Origin of the sequence: Pseudomonas sp. NPDC086581, assembly GCF_044746165.1 — a bacterium.
Lineage (GTDB): Bacteria > Pseudomonadota > Gammaproteobacteria > Pseudomonadales > Pseudomonadaceae > Pseudomonas.
Genome location: NZ_JBIVBR010000010.1, coordinates 132,916 through 151,350, shown reverse-complemented (window position 1 = coordinate 151,350; position 18,435 = coordinate 132,916). Strand labels below are relative to the sequence as shown.

Sequence of the window (18,435 nt, the reverse complement as noted above, 5' to 3'; positions counted from 1 at the left end):
CGGCTCTCTTCCCCGCAGTCCCCGCTACGCCATCCGCTCACTGAGAAAATCAAAATAACGCCGGCGCAGCGTCTCGCTCTCGTTCGCCAGGTGGTGCCGCGCGCCGGTGAGCAGCAGGCATTCGATCTTCTCGAACTTGTCCTCCAGCACCTTCAGGTTGTAGCGCCAGTCCACCGTCTCGTCGGCATCGCCCTGCACCACCAGCAGGCTCTGCACCCCGTGGCCGGCCGCCTCGATGCGCGGAATCCAGCGCGCCAGCGCACCAACCCAGGCCGTGGGCAGAATCTTCGGCTGCAGCGGATCGCGATCGCGCAGGAAAGAAAGGAATTCGGCGTCGTTGGAGTTCTCGCTGAAACGTCGCGGGATCGAGTCCACGAAGGGCCGCAGCATCTGGTAGCTGAACTTCGACCAGCCCCAGGCCCGTGGACGCACCAGCGGCGCCAGCAGGATGGTGCGGCCCAGCTCTGGGCGCGGTGCGCCGGTGAGCAGGTAGTCCAGCAGGATCGCCCCGCCGGTGCTCTGCCCACAGAGATGCCAGGGTTGCGGCAGGTCCAGCTCCTGGGCCTGGCCCAGCAACGCGCCCAGCACCACCTGGTATTCGGCAAAGTCGCCGATGCTGGCGGCGGCCCCGCCCGACAGGCCGTGCCCCGGCAGGTCGCAGGCCAGCACCGCGAAGCCCATGCCCAGCGCCCAGTCGATCACGTGGCGGTACAGGCCCATGTGGTCGTAGTAGCCGTGCAGCAGCACGACGGTTCCTCGCGCCAGCACCGGTCGCCAGTACTGCGCGGCGATCTGGTAGCCGCCGGCCTCGAAGGTGCCCAGCCGACTCTGCAGGCCGGGATGACGGGCGTGCAGGTCCAGGCCGTAGAAATGCTGGTACAACGCGATGCCAACCTCGTTCGCCTCTGCGGTCAGAGGTCGCAGCAGGGGGCGCAGCAGATCGGGCTGGAAGGCTTCAGGCATGGGCGTTTCGCTTCTGGCAGGCGGGTGACGAAGGGAGCGCGTGCAGCAGCGGGATATTCTGCCGCGCTCGCCCCCGTGGCAAGCTTGTCGGCTATCTTACCGACTCTGTCACTGGTCGCCGCCATGTCCTCACGCCGAAAATCGTTGCTCACCTGGCTGATCGCCGCGCTCTGCCTGGGAGCGCTGCTTGCCACCTACTGGTGGTACGAGAATCGCTTCATCCGCCCGTTCAGCCACCAGCCGCAACTGTTTTCCGGCGACCACCTGATGCTGCCCGCGCAGCTGGCCGGCCCCGGCAAGATCCGCCTGGTGCACTTCTGGGACCCGGCCTGCCCGTGCAACGTCGGCAACCAGCAGCACCTCGCCGAGCTGATCCAGCGCTTTGGCCCGCAGGGCGTGGAGTTCTTCGCCGTGCAGAAGCCCGGGAGCCGCGGCCACCTGCCGGACACGCTGAACGCCATGCGCGCGCTGGACTCGCTGCCCGGTGCCGAGCAGTTGCCCGCCAGCCCCGCCGTGGCGATCTGGGACGCCCAGGGCAAGCTGGCTTACTTCGGCCCCTACAGCGAAGGTGCGGTGTGCACCTCCGGCAACAGCTTCATCGAGCCGATCCTCGACGCCCTGGTGGGCGGCCGCCAGGTGAACGCGACGCACACCCTGGCCGTGGGCTGCTATTGCCCCTGGGATGGCGCAAAGCACTGAGCCGCATCAACGAAGCCAATGGCCAATCCGTGACTACACTTGGTTCGCCGGCCCATGAGGGGCCGATCGCCACCAAGGAGCTTTTCGCATGCGTCTTCCTTCCGCCCTCGCCTTCTGCGCCGTTCTCTCCACCGGGCTAGTGCTGCCCCTGGCCGCCCACGCCGAAGATGCACCCAGCAGCAAACAGGTGATGGAGCAACACAAGCAGGCCATCAACAACCGCATCGCCGACATCGACTACAAGCGCAAGCGCATCGTCGAAGCCAACATGAAGCTCACCCCGCAGGAAACCGAGAAGTTCTGGCCGATCTACAACAGCTACCGCACCGAGGCGGACAAACTGAGCAAGCAGACCCTGGCGATCATCATCGACTACGCCAACAGCTATAACACTGGCTCGGTGAGCAACGACGAGTCGGCCAAACTGCAGAAGCAGGTGCTGGAGTTGCAGGACGACCGCCAGGAGCTGAAAGAGAAGTACCTCAAGCGCATCGCCAAGGAAGTCTCGCCACAGCGCGCCCTGCGCTTCCTGCAGATCGAAGACCAGCTTGATGCCATGGCGCTGCTGGAAGTCAGCCGCGAAATCCCGCTGGCCGAGTAACCATCAGCCTTCGGTGCCGCCCTGCAGGCGCTGGCGATAGCGCTCGGGCGGCACCGAGTACCAGCGCTTGAACGCGCGATAGAACGGCGACAGCTCTGCAAAACCACAGGCCCGCGCCACCTCGCGGATAGCCTCGCCCTGTTCCAGAAGCTGCGCGGCACGCTGCCGGCGCACCTCTTCCCGCACCTCCCTGAAGGTCTGCGCCCGGCTCGCCAGGTTGCGCTGCAGCAGCCCCGGCCGCACGCCGAGTTCGCGGGCGCAACTTTGCAGAGTGCACTCCTCCTCCCCCAACCGTATTGCGATCAGGTAGCGCAGGCGATTGAGCAGGTCGTTCTCGTCCAGCGTGCCCAGCTGTTCCCGCGCGTGCTCGGTGAGCAATCGGTGCAGCACCGGGTTGCCAGTACGTGAAGGCCGAGACATCTGGGCGCGATCGAACAGCAAGGCGTCATTGGGCTTGCCAAAGCTCGGCGTGAGGCCGAACAGCCGCCGGTGCTCGCTCAGCCGACGCGGCTGCGGATGGCGGAACTCGATGGCCTGGACGCGGAATTCATCGTCGGTGATCAGCGCCAGCAGCTTGAGGAACAGCAGCATCAGGCACTCCATCTGCTGGCGCAGGTTGCTGGTGCCCAGATAGTTGAGGTCGAGGATCAGCCGCACCTGCTCGCCCTCCTCGCGCATCTGCGCGGCAAAGCCCCCGGAGAGGATGTGCTGGAAGCGCAGGAAACTGTGCAGCGCCTCGCGCAGGTCGCTGCTGGCCATCAGCAGGTAGCCGACCACGTCCAGCAGACGCGGCTTCATCGCCTCGCCCAGGTGCAGGCCGATATCGGCGTCGCCGGTAATTTCGTCAAGCATCGTCCAGAACAATGGAGCGTCGTCATGCACCAGACGGCCACTCTGCGCCGGCGGCGGCAGGCGCACCTTCTGCAGGGCCTGGCGGTAGATATCGGTGGGGTCGAAGCCCAGCACCGAGAGCGCCTCGTACAACTGGCGGCGCAGGGTGGCGGACTGGGTCAGCGCCGGGGTGGCGGGGAAGTTCAGCTCGGGGGCGGCCATGGTCACTCCTGGGATTGACCGGAGAATTCCAGTAGCGAGACGTTTGGTCAATGAGCGACGTGCGCTATCCACTGCAGAATCGCCGCATAACAACAAGGAGTTGCCGCATGAAACGCACTTTGACTGTCCTCGCTGTCGTTGTCGCCGCTGCTGCGGCGGGCACCGGCTGGTACCTGCACGACAAGCAGCCGGTACGCGACGGACAACTGCCCCTGGCCGGCCTGGCCAGCGAAGTCACGGTTCGCTACGACGAGCGCGGCGTGCCGCACATCAAGGCGGGCAGCGAGGAGGACATGTACCGCGCGATCGGCTACGTCCACGCCCAGGATCGCCTGTTCCAGATGGAAATCCTCCGCCGCCTGTCCCGAGGCGAGCTGGCCGAGGTGCTCGGGCCCAAGCTGGTGGACACCGACCGCATGTTCCGCAGCCTGCGCATCCGCGACCACGCCGCCGAATACGTGGCCAGGCAGGACAAGAACTCCCCGGCCTGGAAGGCGCTGGTCGCCTACCTCGATGGCGTCAACCAGTTTCAGGACAGCCACCCGCGCCCGGTGGAATTCGACATCCTCGGCATTCCCAAGCGCGCCTTCACCCCCGAAGACACCGTAAGCGTTGCCGGCTATATGGCCTACAGCTTCGCCGCCGCCTTCCGCACCGAGCCGGTGCTGACCTACGTGCGCGACGAGCTAGGCGCGGACTACCTGAAGGTCTTCGACCTCGACTGGCATCCCGAAGGCGTGATGACTCCCAAGGCGCTCGCCGCCGCCGACTGGCAGGACCTGAGCGCTATCGCCCGCCTGAGCCACGCCGCGCTGGAGAAGGCCGGCCTGCCGCAGTTCGAGGGCAGCAACGCCTGGGCCGTCTCCGGCAGCCGCACCAAGAGCGGCAAGCCGCTGCTGGCCGGCGACCCGCACATCCGCTTCGCCGTGCCGGCAGTGTGGTATGAGATGCAGGCCAGCGCACCGGGCTTCGAGCTGTACGGCCACTACCAGGCGCTCAACCCCTTCGCCTCGCTCGGCCACAACCTGCAGTTCGGCTGGAGCCTGACCATGTTCCAGAACGACGACGTCGATCTGGTCGCCGAGAAGGTCAACCCGGACAACCCCAACCAGGTCTGGTACCACGGCCAGTGGACGGACCTGAAAAGCGAGGAGCAGAGCATCGCGGTGAAGGGCGAGGCGCCGGTGAAGATCACCCTGCGCAGCTCGCCCCACGGCCCGCTGGTCAACGATGCGCTGGGCACCGCCGCAGGCAAGACACCGGTTTCCATGTGGTGGGCTTTCCTGGAAACCCAGAACCCGATCCTCGACGCCTTCTATGAGCTGAACCGCGCCGATACCCTGCCCAAGGCCCGCGCGGCTGCCTCGAAGATCCAGTCGCCGGGCCTCAACGTGGTCTGGGCCAACGCTCGTGGCGACATCGGCTGGTGGGCATCAGCGCAGCTGCCTGTGCGCCCGGACGGGGTCAACCCGAACTTCCTGCTCGACGGCGCCAGCGGTCAGGCCGACAAGAGCGGTTTCTACCCCTTCAGCGAAAACCCGCAGGAAGAAAACCCGGCGCGCGGCTACATCGTCTCCGCCAACTTCCAGCCGGTGCCGGCCAACGGCCGGCCGATTCCGGGTTACTACAACCTGCCCGATCGCGGCCAGCAGTTGGACAAGCGCCTGTCCGACACTTCCGTGAAGTGGGATCTGCAGAATAGCCAGGCGCTGCAACTGGACACCGCTACCGGCTACGGCCCGCGTGTCCTCAAGCCGTTGCTGCCGATCCTGCGTGGAGCCGCCGCCACCGACGAAGAAAAGGCGCTGGTGGAGAACCTCGCAAGCTGGCAGGGGGACCATCCGCTGGATTCGGTCACCGCCACCGTGTTCAACCAACTGCTCTACCAGATCGCCGACGGCGCCATGCGCGACGAGATGGGCGACGCCTTCTTCGACAACCTGCTGTCCACCCGCGTGCTCGACGTCGCCCTGCCGCGCCTGGCCGCCGACGAGAACTCGCCCTGGTGGGACAACCGCAAGACGCCGCAGAAGGAAACCCGCACCGATATCGTCAAGGCCGCCTGGAAGGACAGCCTGGCGCACCTGCGTGCCAAACTCGGCCAGGACTCGAAGCAGTGGCAGTGGGGCCAGGCGCACACCCTCACCCACGGCCACCCGCTGGGCCAGCAGAAGCCGCTGGACCGCATCTTCAACGTCGGTCCGTTCGCCGCTCCTGGTGGCCATGAGGTGCCGAACAACCTGTCCGCCCGCGTCGGCCCGGCGCCCTGGCAGGTGATTTACGGCCCGTCCACCCGTCGCCTGATCGACTTCGCCGACCCGGCCCACAGCCTGGGCATCAACCCGGTAGGCCAGAGCGGCGTGCCATTCGACAAGCACTACGACGACCAGGCCGAGGCGTACATCGAGGGCCAGTACTTGCCGCAGCACTACGACGACAACGAGGTGAAGGCCAACACAAAGGGCATCCTGCGATTGATTCCCGTGCGTCGCTGAAGCCCGGTCGACTAGAGCTAAACGGAAATGAAAAACCCCGCTCCTGCGGGGTTTTTCATTGGTGCGATATAGAGAGTGTTGCGGGAGATGCCGAAGCTCCCTGGCGCGTTATTTCCCCAAGGGATAACGATCGGGGTGTTGTATTGGGCGCCGTCTCCCGCACGGAGTGCCATAAGGCGTCACTGGAAGTTTGCCGGCGGCACGATCCGGTCCTGGTTCGGGGGGTGACCGGAAAGCGCCACCGAACGCTTAGAGCGTAGTTGGCAATCGGCCGGGTGGGGGGCTTTGCAACCCACGGATTTTTCCGATAAACCCCGTACTTCCAAGCACTTCGGAATAACGTGTGTGCAAAAAACACGGGCCACCCGAAGGTGGCCCGTGGTTCGACAATCGCCGGATACTACCGGCCGACAAGACGGCGTCAGGCGGTGGCTGTCGAACCCTTCTGCCAGTCGGTCGCGTTGGACTCCATGGCTTCCTGGATCGCACGCTTGCGACGTTCCTCGGCCTGACGGGTGAAGTACCAGGCGAAGAAGGTGAACAGCGAAACGGTGAGCAGGATCAGGCTGGCCACGGCGTTGATCTCCGGCTTCACGCCCAGGCGCACGGCGGAAAATACTTCCATCGGCAGGGTGGTGGAACCAGGACCGGACACGAAGCTGGCCAGTACCAGGTCATCCAGCGACAGGGCGAAGGACATCATGCCGCCCGCCGCCAGCGACGGGGCAATCATCGGGATGGTGATCAGCATGAACACTTTCCAGGGCTTGGCGCCCAGGTCCATGGCCGCTTCCTCGATGGACAGGTCCAGTTCGCGCAGGCGCGCCGACACCACGACCGCCACGTAGGACGAGCAGAAGCTGGTGTGGGCGATCCAGATGGTCACGATGCCGCGTTCCTGCGGCCAGCCGATCAGCTGGGCCATCGCAACGAACAGCAGCAGCAGCGACAGACCGGTGATCACTTCGGGCATGACCAGCGGCGCGGTGACCATGCCGCCGAACAGCGTACGGCCACGGAAGCGCGGGATGCGGGTCAGCACGAAGGCGGCCAGCGTACCCAGGGCCACGGAGGAAATCGCGGTGTAGCAGGCGATCTCCAGCGAGCGGAACACCGAACCGACCAACTGCTGGTTGTCCAGCAGGCCGACGTACCACTTCACCGACCAGCCGCCCCATACAGTCACCAGCTTGGAGCCGTTGAACGAGTAGATGACCAGGATGAGCATCGGCACGTAGATGAAGAGCAGGCCCAACACTAGCATGATGTTGGAGAACGACCAGCGCTTGTTCATACCTTGCCCTCCAGCTCTTTAGCTTGGTTCTTGTTAAAGAGGATGATGGGCACGATCAGGATCAGCAGCATCACCACGGCAAGGGCAGAAGCCACCGGCCAGTCACGGTTGTTGAAGAATTCCTGCCAGAGCACCTTACCGATCATCAGCGTCTCGGGGCCACCGAGCAGTTCCGGGATCACGAACTCGCCCACAGCCGGGATGAACACCAGCATGCAGCCGGCGATGATGCCGTTCTTGGACAGCGGGACGGTGATCTTCCAGAAGCTGGTGAAGTTGCGCGCGCCGAGGTCGGACGCGGCTTCCAGCAGGCTCATGTCGTGCTTCACCAGGTTGGCGTAGAGCGGCATGACCATGAAGGGCAGGTACGAGTAGACGATGCCGATGTACACCGCGAAGTTGGTGTTCAGGATAGTCAGCGGCTCGTTGATGATGCCCAGCCACATCAGGAAGCTGTTGAGGAGGCCGTTGTTGGACAGGATGCCCATCCAGGCGTACACGCGGATCAGGATCGCCGTCCAGGTCGGCATCATGATCAGCAGCAGCAGGACGGTCTGCATTTCCTTGCTGGCGCGGGCGATGGCATAGGCCATCGGGTATCCGATGAGCAGGCACAGAAAGGTGCTGATCGCCGCCATCTTCAGCGAGCCCAGGTAGGCGTCGATGTAGAGCGGGTCGTCCGTCAGCATCAGGTAGTTGCCCAGGTTCATCACAACCTGGAGCGTCTGGTCGGCGTACTGGAAGACTTCGGTGTACGGCGGAATGGCCACGTCCGCTGCCGCCAGACTGATCTTCAGCACGATGGCGAAGGGCAGCAGGAAGAACAGGAAGAGCCAGAAGAACGGCACACCGATCACGGCATGCCGGCCGTTCGGCAGGCGTTTCATGAGCGATTTGCTGATGTTCATGATTGCAGTACCACACCGCTGTCGTCGTACCAGCTGATGTAAACCGGCTGGTCCCAGGTCGGGCGCGCGACGTGGCGCTCGGCGTTGGCCATGAAGGCCTGGACGATAAAGCCGGAGGCCAGCTTGATGTAGTACACCGAGTGACCGCCCAGGTAGGCGATGTCGTGGACGGTGCCCTGGGCGACGTTGAAGCCTTCGTGCTCGAGGTTTTCCGGCTTCTGCGCAGTGACCATGACCTTTTCAGGACGCAGCGCGTAGGTCATGCGCTTGTTCTCGGCACGGGTGCTGATGCCGTGGCCGATGTAGATCGGGTTTTCCAGCTGCGGGCAGGCGATGACCGCGTGGTCCTGCAGGTCCTCGACGATCTCGCCGTCGAACAGGTTGACGTTGCCGATGAACTCGCAGATCAGGCGGCTGGCCGGCGTCTCGTAGATGTCCATCGGGCTGCCGATCTGCTCGATGCAACCCAGGTGCATGATGGCGATGCGCTGGGCCATGGTCATGGCCTCTTCCTGGTCGTGGGTCACCATCACGCAGGTCACGCCCACGCGCTCGATGATCTCCACCAGTTCCAGCTGCATCTGCGAACGCAGTTTCTTGTCCAGCGCGCCCATGGGCTCGTCGAGCAGCAGCAGCTTCGGACGCTTGGCCAGGGAGCGGGCCAGGGCCACGCGCTGACGCTGGCCGCCGGAGAGCTGGTGCGGCTTGCGCTTGGCGTACTGGGTCATTTGCACGAGCTTGAGCATCTCGTCGACGATCTTGTCGATCTCAGCCTTGGGCAGGCCGTCCTGCTTCAGGCCGAAGGCGATGTTCTGCGCCACGCTCATGTGAGGGAACAGGGCGTAAGACTGGAACATCATGTTGATCGGCCGCTCATAGGGCGGCAGGTCGGTAATGTCCTGGCCATCGAGGAAGATGCGACCTTCAGTGGGACGCTCGAAACCAGCCAGCATGCGAAGCAGGGTCGACTTGCCCGAACCCGAACCACCCAGCAGGGCGAAGATTTCGCCTTTCTTGATGTCCAGGGACACGCTGTCCACAGCCAGCGTTTCGTCGAACTGCTTGCTGACCCGGTCGATTTTTACCAGAACCTCTTTAGGCTTCTGGTCGCCACTCAAGGCTTTCTTGTAGGCACCGGAGGCTATTGCCATTACCACAACTCCCAAATCATAGAGGCCCGGCCCCCGCGGCCGGGCATGCTTGGTATTACAGGGCTGGCGCAGTTTACGTGCGCCGCTGGGCCTTTCGAGGGGCCCTGCGACGCTCCGTGCCCGCGCGGACGGATTTGGGGAAAACCGTCTTACTTGCCCGACTTGATCTTGGTCCAGGAACGGGTCATAAGGCGCAGGATCTTCGGCGGCAGCTCATGCTGCACGAAGAGTTTGTCGAGAACCTCCTGGGATGGATAAACCTCAGGATTGTTGCGCACGGACTCATCCATGAATTCGCCAGCCTTGGGGTTCGGGTTGGCGTAACCGACGTAATCGCTGACCTTGGCGATCACTTCGGGTTTGAGCAGGTAGTTGATGAACGCGTGGGCCGCCTTCGGGTTGGAGGCATCCTTCGGCACGGCGAGGATGTCGAACCAGAGGTTGGCGCCTTCCTTGGGAATCGCGTAGGCGATGTTCACGCCCTTGCCGGCTTCCTTGGCGCGGTTGGCAGCCTGGAATACGTCACCGGAGAAGCCGGCAGCGACGCAGATATTGCCGTTGGCCAGGTCGGAGATGTATTTGGAAGAGTGGAAGTAGGTGACGTACGGACGCACCGCCATCAGCTTCTCTTCGACCTTCTTGTAGTCATCCGGGTTGGTACTGTTGGGATCCAGCCCCATGTACTTGAGCACAGCCGGCATCATCTCGTCGCCCGAATCAAGGAAGGCGACGCCGCACTGGCTGAGCTTCTTCATGTTCTCGGGCTCGAAGAGGACGGCCCACGAATCGATGGTGTCGACACCCAGCACGGCCTTGACCTTCTCGACGTTGTAGCCGATGCCGTTGGTGCCCCACAGGTAAGGCACGCCGTACAGGTTGCCCGGGTCGTTGGCCTCGAGCTGCTTCATCAGGTGCGGGTCGAGGTTCGACCAGTTCGGCAGCTGGCTCTTGTCCAGCTTCTGGAATGCACCGGCCTTGATCTGGCGACCGAGGAAGTGGTTGGACGGCACGACCACGTCGTAGCCGGTGCGACCGGCCAACAGCTTGCCTTCCAGGGTTTCGTTGGAGTCGAAGACGTCGTACACCGGTTTGATACCGGTTTCCTTCTCGAAATCGGCGAGGGTGGTTTCACCGATGTAGTCCGACCAGTTGTAGATGTGGACGGTCTGCTGCGCCTGTGCCAGCGAAGTCAGGCCGAAGACGGAGACTGCAGCGATCAGGGTTCTGCGGAAGGGAATGCGCACACGTGAGTCCTCTCGTTGTTTTTGACTACTTCGGTCGGTTGCTGCCGGGGTTTCGACGGCCGGTCCGTGGATAGCGCCGAACCCGTTACAGCACGAGAGCGCCGGGGCTTGCGCAGCCATTCCACCGATGGAAGCTGTTTGTTGCTGCCGGTAGCGGGCGGAGGAGCGCACTCCCCCGCCGCTTGCCCGGACCATCCACTGCCGCGCCAGGCGGCAGCGACTACCCGATTACTTGCCGGACTTGATGGTGGTCCAGCTGCGGGTCATCAGACGCTGGGTCTTCGCCGGCAGGTCCGGGAAGGCGTACAGCTTCTTCATCACCTCGTCGGTCGGGTAGATGCCCGGATCCTTGCGAATGGCCTCGCTCACCAGCGGAGTGGCGGCGGAGTTGCCGTTCGGGTAGGAAACGGTATCGCTGATCTCGGCAATGACTTTCGGCTCGAGCAGGAAGTTGATCCACTTCAGGGCGGCTTCGGAGTTCTCCGCATCCTTCGGTATGGCGACGGTATCGAAGAACGCGCCGGCGCCTTCCTTCGGAATGTTGTACTTCACGGTGACCTTGTTCTTGGCTTCTTCAGCGCGAGACTTGGCCTGGTACACGTCACCCGAGTAACCGATGGCCACGCAGATGTTGCCGTTGGCGATATCGGAAATGTACTTGGAGGAGTGGAAGTAGGAGATGTAGGGACGAATCTTCAGGAACAGCGCCTCGGCTTCCTTCAGCTCTTTCGGATCCTGGCTATCGGGCTTGTAGCCCAGGTAGTGCAGGGCGGCCGGCAGCATTTCGGTCGGCGAGTCGAGGAAGCTCACGCCGCAGGACTTCAGCTTCTGGATGTTTTCCGGCTTGAACACCAGGTCCCAGGAATCCACCGGAGCGTTGTCGCCCAGCGCGGCCTTGACCTTGTCCGGGTTGTAGCCGATGCCGATGGTGCCCCACAGGTACGGGATCGCGTACTGGTTGCCCGGGTCACTGATCTCCAGGGTCTTCATCAGGTCGGGGTTGAGATTCTTCCAGTTCGGCAGCTTGGACTTGTCCAGCGGCTGGTAGACGCCAGCCTTGATCTGCTTGGCCAGGAAGGAGTTGGACGGCACCACGATGTCGTAGCCCGACTTGCCGGCCAGCAGCTTGGCCTCCAGCACTTCGTTACTGTCGTAGACGTCGTAGACGACCTTGATTCCGGTTTCCTTGGTGAACTGATCGACCGTGCCCGGCGCGATGTAGTCCGACCAGTTGTAGACGTGCAGTACTTTGTCGTCAGCCTGCGCCATACCAGCCACAGCACCTGCCAGCGTCACGGCGAGCAGGGATTTGCCGAAGGTCTTGAACATGCGGGTAGCTCCGTTTGTTTTTTTGATGTTCCGGGTGGCGTGGACATCTCCTTCCGTCACCACCCGGTGAGCCTGGCCAACGCACAGGCGCAGTCTGTCAAAGGTCTGGTGAAAGACTCAAGACAGAACGGCTGCGGCGGTTTGATCGAGGCACTTGCGCGCCAGGGTGATCAGGTCATCGATCTGCGATTTCTCGATCACCAGCGGCGGCGAAATAATCATAGTGTCTCCCACCGCGCGCATGATCAGACCGTTGCGGAAGCAGTGCTCGCGGCACAGCATCCCGACACCCTTGCCTTCGAAGCGCTCGCGGGTCTTCTTGTTCTTCACCAGCTCCAGTGCTGCCACCAGGCCTACCCCGCGGGCTTCGCCTACCAGGGGATGGTCGGCCAGCTCTTGCCAGCGCTGCTGCAAATACGGTGCCGTTTCGTTCTTCACACGCTCGACAATCTTCTCTTCCCGCAGGATGCGGATGTTTTCCAGTGCCACCGCTGCGGCTACCGGGTGACCAGAGTAAGTGAAGCCGTGGTAGAACTCCCCACCCTCATTCAGGGTATGGACGATCTCGTCGCGAACGATCACACCGCCCATGGGGATGTAGCCGGAGGTCAGGCCCTTGGCGATCGGCATCAGGTCCGGGGCGTTGCCGAAGTATTGGCTGCCGAACCATTCGCCGGTACGGCCAAAGCCGCAGATGACTTCGTCGGCGATGAACAGGATGTCGTACTTGGCGAGGATCTCGCGGATCTTCGGCCAGTAGGTTTTCGGCGGAATAATCACGCCGCCCGCGCCCTGCAGGGGCTCCGCGATGAAGGCGGCGACCTTGTCTTCGCCGACTTCGAGAATCTTCTTCTCCAGCTGTTCGGCAGCCCAGACGCCGAACTCTTCCGGGTCCATGTCGCCGCCTTCGCCGAACCAGTAAGGCTGGGCGATGTGCTCGATGCCGGGGATCGGCAGGTCACCCTGCTCGTGCAGCGCCTTCATGCCGCCCAGGCTGACGCCGGCGACGGTCGAACCGTGGTAGCCGTTCCAGCGACCGATGACCACTTTCTTCTGCGGCTGACCCTTGATGCTCCAGTAATGGCGGACCATGCGCAGCACGGTGTCGTTGGACTCCGAGCCCGATCCGGTGAAGAACACGTGGTTCATGCCTTCGGGGGCGATGTCGGCGATGGCCTTGGACAGCTCCAGCACCGGCGGATGCGCGGTCTGGAAGAACAGGTTGTAGTAAGGCAGTTCCTGCATCTGCTTGTAGGCGACTTCAGCAAGTTCCTTGCGACCGTAGCCGACGTTCACGCACCACAGGCCAGCCATGCCGTCGAGGATCTTGTTGCCCTCGCTGTCCCACAGGTACACGCCTTCGGCCTTGGTGATGATGCGCGCACCCTTCTCGTTCAGTTGCTTGTAGTCGGTGAACGGAGCCAGGTGGTGATCGCGGCTGAGCGCCTGCCAGTGTTGGGTGTTGGCGCTGGTCTGGTTAGTCATCTTGATAAAACCTCTTCTCTAAGAAACACGGGGCCCGGCCACGCGCCGGACCCCACGCCGATCAGACAGAAAGCAGGAGGAACTCGCGCTCCCAGGAACTGATTACTCGCTTGAAGTTCTCGTGCTCGGCGCGCTTCACCGCGACGTAGCCCCGAATGAACTTGTCACCCAGGTATTTCTCCAGGGTCTTGCTGCCTTCCATGCACTCCAGGGCGGCTTCGATGGTCAGCGGCAGGCGCAGGTTACGCCGTTCATAGCCACGACCCTTGACCTGGGCACTGGGTTTGAGGCCTTCGACCATGCCGATGTAGCCACACAGCAGGCTGGCGGCCAGGGCCAGATAAGGGTTCGCGTCGGCGCCGGCCAGGCGGTTCTCCACACGGCGGTTGTCCGGGGTGGAATCCGGTACGCGCAGGCCCACGGTGCGGTTCTCCTCGCCCCACTCCACGTTCACCGGCGCCGAGGTATCGGGCAGGAAGCGGCGGAACGAGTTGACGTTCGGGGCGAACAGCGGCAGCGCCTCGGGGATCAGCTTCTGCAGGCCGCCGATGTGGTGCAGGAACAGCTCGCTCATGCTGCCGTCGGCATTGGAGAAGATGTTCTTGCCGGTCTTGATGTCGACGATGCTCTGGTGCAGGTGCATGGCACTGCCCGGCTCGCCGGTCATCGGCTTGGCCATGAAGGTCGCGGCGACGTTGTGCTTGAGCGCGGCCTCGCGCATGGTGCGCTTGAACACCACGATCTGATCGGCCAGGTCCAAGGCGTCGCCATGACGGAAGTTGATCTCCATCTGCGCGGTGCCTTCTTCATGGATCAGGGTGTCCAGATCCAGGCCCTGCAGTTCGCACCAGTCGTACATGTCCTCGAACAGCGGGTCGAATTCGTTCGCCGCGTCGATGGAGAAGGACTGGCGACCGGTTTCCTGGCGGCCGGAACGGCCGATCGGCGCCTGCAGCGGATAGTCGGGGTCGTCGCTGCGCTTGGTCAGGTAGAACTCCATCTCCGGCGCCACGATCGGCCTCCAACCCTTGTCGGCGTATAGCTGGAGGACGCGCTTGAGTACGTTGCGCGGCGACAGCTCGATGGGGTTGCCCAGCTTGTCGTAGGTATCGTGGATGACCATCGCGGTCGGCTCGATGGCCCAGGGGACGAGGAACACGGCATTCTCGTCCGGGCGGCAGACCATATCGATGTCGGCCGGGTCCAGCAGGTCGTAATAGATGTCGTCTTCGACGTAATCACCGGTCACGGTCTGCAGGAGAACGCTTTCCGGCAGGCGCATGCCCTTCTCGTTGAGGAATTTCGCGGTCGGCGCGATCTTGCCCCGGGCAATCCCGGTCAGGTCAGCGATCATGCATTCCACTTCAGTGATCTTGCGTTCCTTCAACCAGCCACTGAGCTGGTCTAGCTTGCTAGTCATAAAGACCTCAGGGTTTGAGAGCCCGGCCCCAACGCCGGACTCAGCGGTTCCCCGCCCTCTTGCCGCAGGCTTTGCCGAATGCCTGGAAGATAGCGAGATAGTTGGGGTTCGTTTCGACCTGCCATTCCGGGTGCCACTGCACCCCGACGGCGAAGGCCGCACCTTCGACGGAGAAGGCTTCAACCAACCCGTCAGGCGCCAGAGCTTCTACACGAAGGCCGGGCGCCAGACGATCAACGCCCTGGCCGTGAATAGAGTTGACCTGGAACTGCGAGGGTAGCCCGATACCGGCGAAAACGCCGCCCGGCTGCACGTCGACGACGTGCCGCAGACCATATTGGATTTCAATCGGCTCACCGGCGGGTTCGCGGTGGTCCATGAAGCCTTCGACTTCGTGCACCTTCTGGTGCAGCGAGCCGCCGAAGGCGACGTTCATTTCCTGGAAGCCGCGGCAGATGCCCAGCACCGGAATCCCGGCCGCGACGGCGCGGCGAATCAGCGGCAGCGTCGTACTGTCGCGCTCGGGATCATGAGGAGTGCCTGCAATGCTGGCGGAGCCACTATAATGATGGGGTTCGACGTTCGACGCCGAGCCTGTGAAGAGCAGGCCGTCGAACGCGGCCAACATGTCTTCCTGGTCGATGGCATCGCCCAGGGAGGGAATGATCAAAGGAATGCCCGAGGCCCCGGAGATCAGCGCTCTGAGGTATTTGTCGCCAGCAACATGGTAGGGTTTGGAACCGATCTGCTTGATGCAGGCGGACACGCCGATTAACGGCAGGCGAGACATGGGACACCCGTGTTTGTAAGTGTTATGGGCTTGAGGCCGAGCTTAGCCTTGTTCATTTTTTTACACAATAGTCATGTAAAAAATCAAACACGCCCCACTGAACAGCCCGCCAGCAAAGGCTCTCCGCTCATCAAAAGCGGCTCGAAACGCCCCAAAAACGGCCCATCGCGACCGGTGCGCCCCACTTTGGTGCGACATTGACAACCCTTGCCAATTCGGATTGACTCACACCTCAGCTTTCGAATGATTGAAATTTTTAACAATAAAGGTGTTACATCATGTCGGTACCCCAGAGTGCCGTGTCGCTCGAAGAAGCGAGTGAGTTCCTGAAGGAACACCCCGAGGTCCAATTCGTCGACCTCCTTATTGCAGACATGAATGGTGTGGTCCGCGGCAAGCGCATCGAACGCACCAACCTGCCCAAAGTCTATGAGAAAGGCATTAACCTCCCCGCCTCTCTCTTCGCTCTCGACATCACCGGCTCCACGGTAGAAAGCACCGGCCTCGGCCTGGACATTGGCGACGCGGATCGCGTCTGTTTCCCAATCCCCAACACCCTCTCCATGGAACCCTGGCAGAAGCGCCCGACCGCGCAGCTGCTGATGACCATGCACGAGATGGAAGAACGCACGCCGTTTTTCGCCGACCCGCGTGAAGTGCTACGTCAAGTCGTACAGAAGTTCACCGACATCGGCCTGACCATCGTCGCGGCCTTCGAGCTGGAGTTCTACCTGATCGACCAGGAGAACGTGAACGGCCGTCCGCAGCCGCCGCGCTCGCCGATCTCCGGCAAACGTCCGCAATCGGTCCAGGTCTACTCCATCGACGACCTCGACGAGTACGCTGACTGCCTGCAGGACATCATCGACGGCGCTCGCGCCCAGGGCATCCCGGCCGACGCCATCGTCAAGGAGAGCGCCCCGGCACAGTTCGAAGTCAACATGCACCACGTTGACGACGCCCTGAAGGCTTGCGACTACGCGGTCCTGCTCAAGCGCCTGATCAAGAACGTCGCCTACGACCACGAGATGGACTCGACCTTCATGGCCAAGCCCTACCCGGGTCAGGCCGGCAACGGTCTGCACGTACACGTCTCGCTGCTCGACAAGGACGGCAAGAACATCTTCACCAGCGAGGATCCCGAGCAGAACGCCGCGTTGCGCCACGCGATCGGCGGTGTGCTCGAGACCCTGCCGGCGTCGATGGCGTTCCTCTGCCCGAACGTCAACTCGTACCGCCGTTTCGGTTCGGCCTTCTTCGTGCCGAACGCACCGAGCTGGGGCCTGGACAATCGTACCGTTGCCCTGCGCGTACCCACCGGAGCGCCTGAAGCGGTGCGCCTGGAGCACCGCGTCGCCGGCGCCGATGCCAACCCGTACCTGCTGCTCTCGGCGGTACTGGCCGGCGTCCACCACGGCCTGACCAACAAGGTCGAGCCGGGCGCGCCGATCGAAGGCAACGCCTACGAGCAACTGGAGCAGAGTCTGCCGAACAACCTGCGCGATGCACTGCGCGAGCTGGACGACAGCGATGTGATGAACAAGTACATCAGCCCCGAGTACATCGACATCTTCGTCGCGTGCAAGGAGCATGAGATGCAGGAGTTCGAGTATTCGATCTCCGACCTCGAGTACAACTGGTACTTGCACACCGTATAAGTGGTAAACGAAACGCCGGCCCTCGCGCCGGCGTTTCCTTGTGCCTCTGGCACACCCGGGGAACTGCGACATCGCAACGGCGAGGAGGGGCGCTGAGGCGAGTCACATCCGTCGTTCCTGCCTGCCTCGCGATGTCTCCATCCGCCCGCCCGGGCGTCCATCGCGTCTGTCGTGTCCTTGCTGTCGCGCTATCGAGCGGCGAATGAATGCCGCATCCACTGATTACGTGGTTCATTCAGGGAGATCGCCAATGCCACGCCTGTACGCCTTGATTCTGATGCTGTTGTGCCCGCTATCCGCCTGGGCGGACCAGGTCATCCGCGTCTACAACTGGAACGACTACATCGCCCCCGAAGTGCTCAAGGACTTCGAGAAGGACACCGGCATCCGGGTCGAGTACACGACCTACAGCACCGCCGCAGAGGTCAAGAAGGCCCTGGACAGCGGTCAGAAATTCGATGTCGCCGTGCCCTCGCATAATGACCTACCCGCCCTGATCCGCGACAAGCGCATCCAGGCGCTGGACTTCAGCAAGCTGCCCAACCGCAGCCACCTCGACACCCAGCTGCTGAGCAAACTGGCCGCCGTCGACCCCAACAACCAGCATGCCGTGCCCTACCTGTGGGGCGCCGTGGGCCTGGCGATCAACGAACCCGAAGCGGAGAAGGCCTACGGCGGCAAGCTGCCCGACAGCTGGAGCATTCTCTTCGACCCGCAGCAGAGCCAGCGCCTGAAGGCCTGCGGCATGAGCCTGCTGGACGCCCCGGACGAAGCCTTCTCGGTGCTGATGAACTACCAGGGCCGCAACTTCGCCCGCAGCGCGCCGTCGCAGATTCGCCGCGCCGGCGAAGTACTCGCGCAGCTGCGCCCGAACCTGCGCTACATCGACAGCGAGCGCTATATCCAGGACCTCAACGCCGGCAAGCTGTGCGTCGCCATGGCCTGGGTCGGCGACGCCCTGGGCGCGGCCAACGCCGGCCAGCCGGTACGCTTCGTGGTGCCGCAGGAAGGCTCGGTGCTGTTCATCGACAACCTGGTGGTCCCCAGCGCATCGGAACACCCCGACCTCGCGCTCAAATTCATCAACTACCTGATGCAGCCCAAGGTCGCCGCGCAGATCACCGCCGCTACCCTCTACCCCAACGGCAACAAGGACTCTGCGCAGTTCCTCGACGCCGCCCTGCGCGACCAGCCGGGCCTCTACCCGGACCAGGAAACCAAGCGCCGCCTGTTCGCCCTGGAAACCGCGCCGGAGAAGACCGCCCCAGTGATTACCGAAGTCTGGGGCAAGCTGCGCGACGGCGGCAGCTGACTTGCCGAGCACCCCGGAGCTGGCGTCCAATAG

Annotated in this window: 15 protein-coding genes; 5 read left to right on the top strand and 10 right to left on the bottom strand. The window is 63.1% G+C overall.

The genetic code is table 11. The features are described 5' to 3' along the window. Positions 1-24 precede the first annotated feature (24 nt). A complete protein-coding gene (locus ACIPK7_RS20645) occupies positions 25-963 on the bottom strand; it encodes an alpha/beta hydrolase (RefSeq protein WP_192433242.1) in 939 nt (312 codons plus the stop codon). A 123-nt stretch (positions 964-1,086) separates the two neighbouring features. Between ACIPK7_RS20645 and ACIPK7_RS20640 the strand changes: the two genes are divergently transcribed. Next, a complete protein-coding gene (locus tag ACIPK7_RS20640; protein WP_138213745.1) occupies positions 1,087-1,662 on the top strand; it encodes a DUF6436 domain-containing protein in 576 nt (191 codons plus the stop codon). 88 nt (positions 1,663-1,750) lie between these two features. Continuing rightward, complete coding sequence (locus tag ACIPK7_RS20635; RefSeq protein ID WP_192433244.1) at positions 1,751-2,263, top strand: transcriptional regulator; 513 nt, start codon at positions 1,751-1,753, stop codon at positions 2,261-2,263. A 3-nt stretch (positions 2,264-2,266) separates the two neighbouring features. On the opposite strand, the gene ACIPK7_RS20630 is transcribed toward ACIPK7_RS20635, so the two are convergent. Continuing rightward, positions 2,267-3,316, bottom strand: coding sequence for an AraC family transcriptional regulator (locus ACIPK7_RS20630; protein WP_192433246.1), 1,050 nt, complete (start codon positions 3,314-3,316; stop codon positions 2,267-2,269). Positions 3,317-3,423: 107 nt separating this feature from the next. On the opposite strand from ACIPK7_RS20630, the gene ACIPK7_RS20625 reads away from it, so the two are divergent. Further along, positions 3,424-5,811, top strand: a complete 2,388-nt coding sequence (locus ACIPK7_RS20625) for a penicillin acylase family protein (RefSeq protein WP_401089875.1) — start codon at positions 3,424-3,426, stop codon at positions 5,809-5,811. 421 nt (positions 5,812-6,232) lie between these two features. Here the strand turns inward: ACIPK7_RS20625 and ACIPK7_RS20620 are convergent, their stop codons facing one another. The 8 genes from ACIPK7_RS20620 to ACIPK7_RS20585 all read right to left on the bottom strand — a co-directional run bounded on the left by ACIPK7_RS20620 (position 6,233) and on the right by ACIPK7_RS20585 (position 15,432). After that, complete coding sequence (locus ACIPK7_RS20620) at positions 6,233-7,105, bottom strand: ABC transporter permease subunit (protein ID WP_081515243.1); 873 nt, start codon at positions 7,103-7,105, stop codon at positions 6,233-6,235. Further along, entirely contained in the window at positions 7,102-7,983 is an 882-nt protein-coding gene (locus tag ACIPK7_RS20615; RefSeq protein ID WP_192433458.1) for an ABC transporter permease subunit, read from the bottom strand. The genes ACIPK7_RS20620 and ACIPK7_RS20615 overlap by 4 nt, the downstream gene beginning before the upstream one ends. Before the next feature lie 26 nt (positions 7,984-8,009). Continuing rightward, a complete protein-coding gene (locus ACIPK7_RS20610; protein WP_081515241.1) occupies positions 8,010-9,164 on the bottom strand; it encodes an ABC transporter ATP-binding protein in 1,155 nt (384 codons plus the stop codon). 149 nt (positions 9,165-9,313) lie between these two features. After that, positions 9,314-10,384: a polyamine ABC transporter substrate-binding protein gene (locus ACIPK7_RS20605; RefSeq protein WP_225614920.1), complete on the bottom strand. Its 1,071-nt coding sequence runs from the start codon at positions 10,382-10,384 to the stop codon at positions 9,314-9,316. 252 nt (positions 10,385-10,636) lie between these two features. Then, positions 10,637-11,737 (bottom strand): polyamine ABC transporter substrate-binding protein, encoded by a 1,101-nt coding sequence (locus ACIPK7_RS20600; protein ID WP_192433252.1) that lies wholly within the window; start codon positions 11,735-11,737, stop codon positions 10,637-10,639. Positions 11,738-11,854: 117 nt separating this feature from the next. Beyond that, on the bottom strand, positions 11,855-13,222 hold the full coding sequence (locus ACIPK7_RS20595; RefSeq protein WP_192433254.1) for an aspartate aminotransferase family protein: 1,368 nt from the start codon (positions 13,220-13,222) through the stop codon (positions 11,855-11,857). A gap of 61 nt (positions 13,223-13,283) precedes the next feature. Then, positions 13,284-14,642 carry a glutamine synthetase family protein gene (locus ACIPK7_RS20590; protein WP_401089872.1) on the bottom strand — a complete coding sequence of 453 codons (1,359 nt, stop codon included), beginning with the start codon at positions 14,640-14,642 and terminating at the stop codon, positions 13,284-13,286. A 40-nt stretch (positions 14,643-14,682) separates the two neighbouring features. Beyond that, positions 14,683-15,432: a gamma-glutamyl-gamma-aminobutyrate hydrolase family protein gene (locus ACIPK7_RS20585; RefSeq protein ID WP_401089870.1), complete on the bottom strand. Its 750-nt coding sequence runs from the start codon at positions 15,430-15,432 to the stop codon at positions 14,683-14,685. A 278-nt stretch (positions 15,433-15,710) separates the two neighbouring features. Between ACIPK7_RS20585 and ACIPK7_RS20580 the strand changes: the two genes are divergently transcribed. Both ACIPK7_RS20580 and ACIPK7_RS20575 read left to right on the top strand, forming a co-directional pair. Further along, positions 15,711-17,090 carry a glutamine synthetase family protein gene (locus tag ACIPK7_RS20580; RefSeq protein ID WP_024762139.1) on the top strand — a complete coding sequence of 460 codons (1,380 nt, stop codon included), beginning with the start codon at positions 15,711-15,713 and terminating at the stop codon, positions 17,088-17,090. Positions 17,091-17,340: 250 nt separating this feature from the next. Continuing rightward, positions 17,341-18,402: a polyamine ABC transporter substrate-binding protein gene (locus ACIPK7_RS20575; protein ID WP_401089868.1), complete on the top strand. Its 1,062-nt coding sequence runs from the start codon at positions 17,341-17,343 to the stop codon at positions 18,400-18,402. Positions 18,403-18,435: the final 33 nt, after the last annotated feature.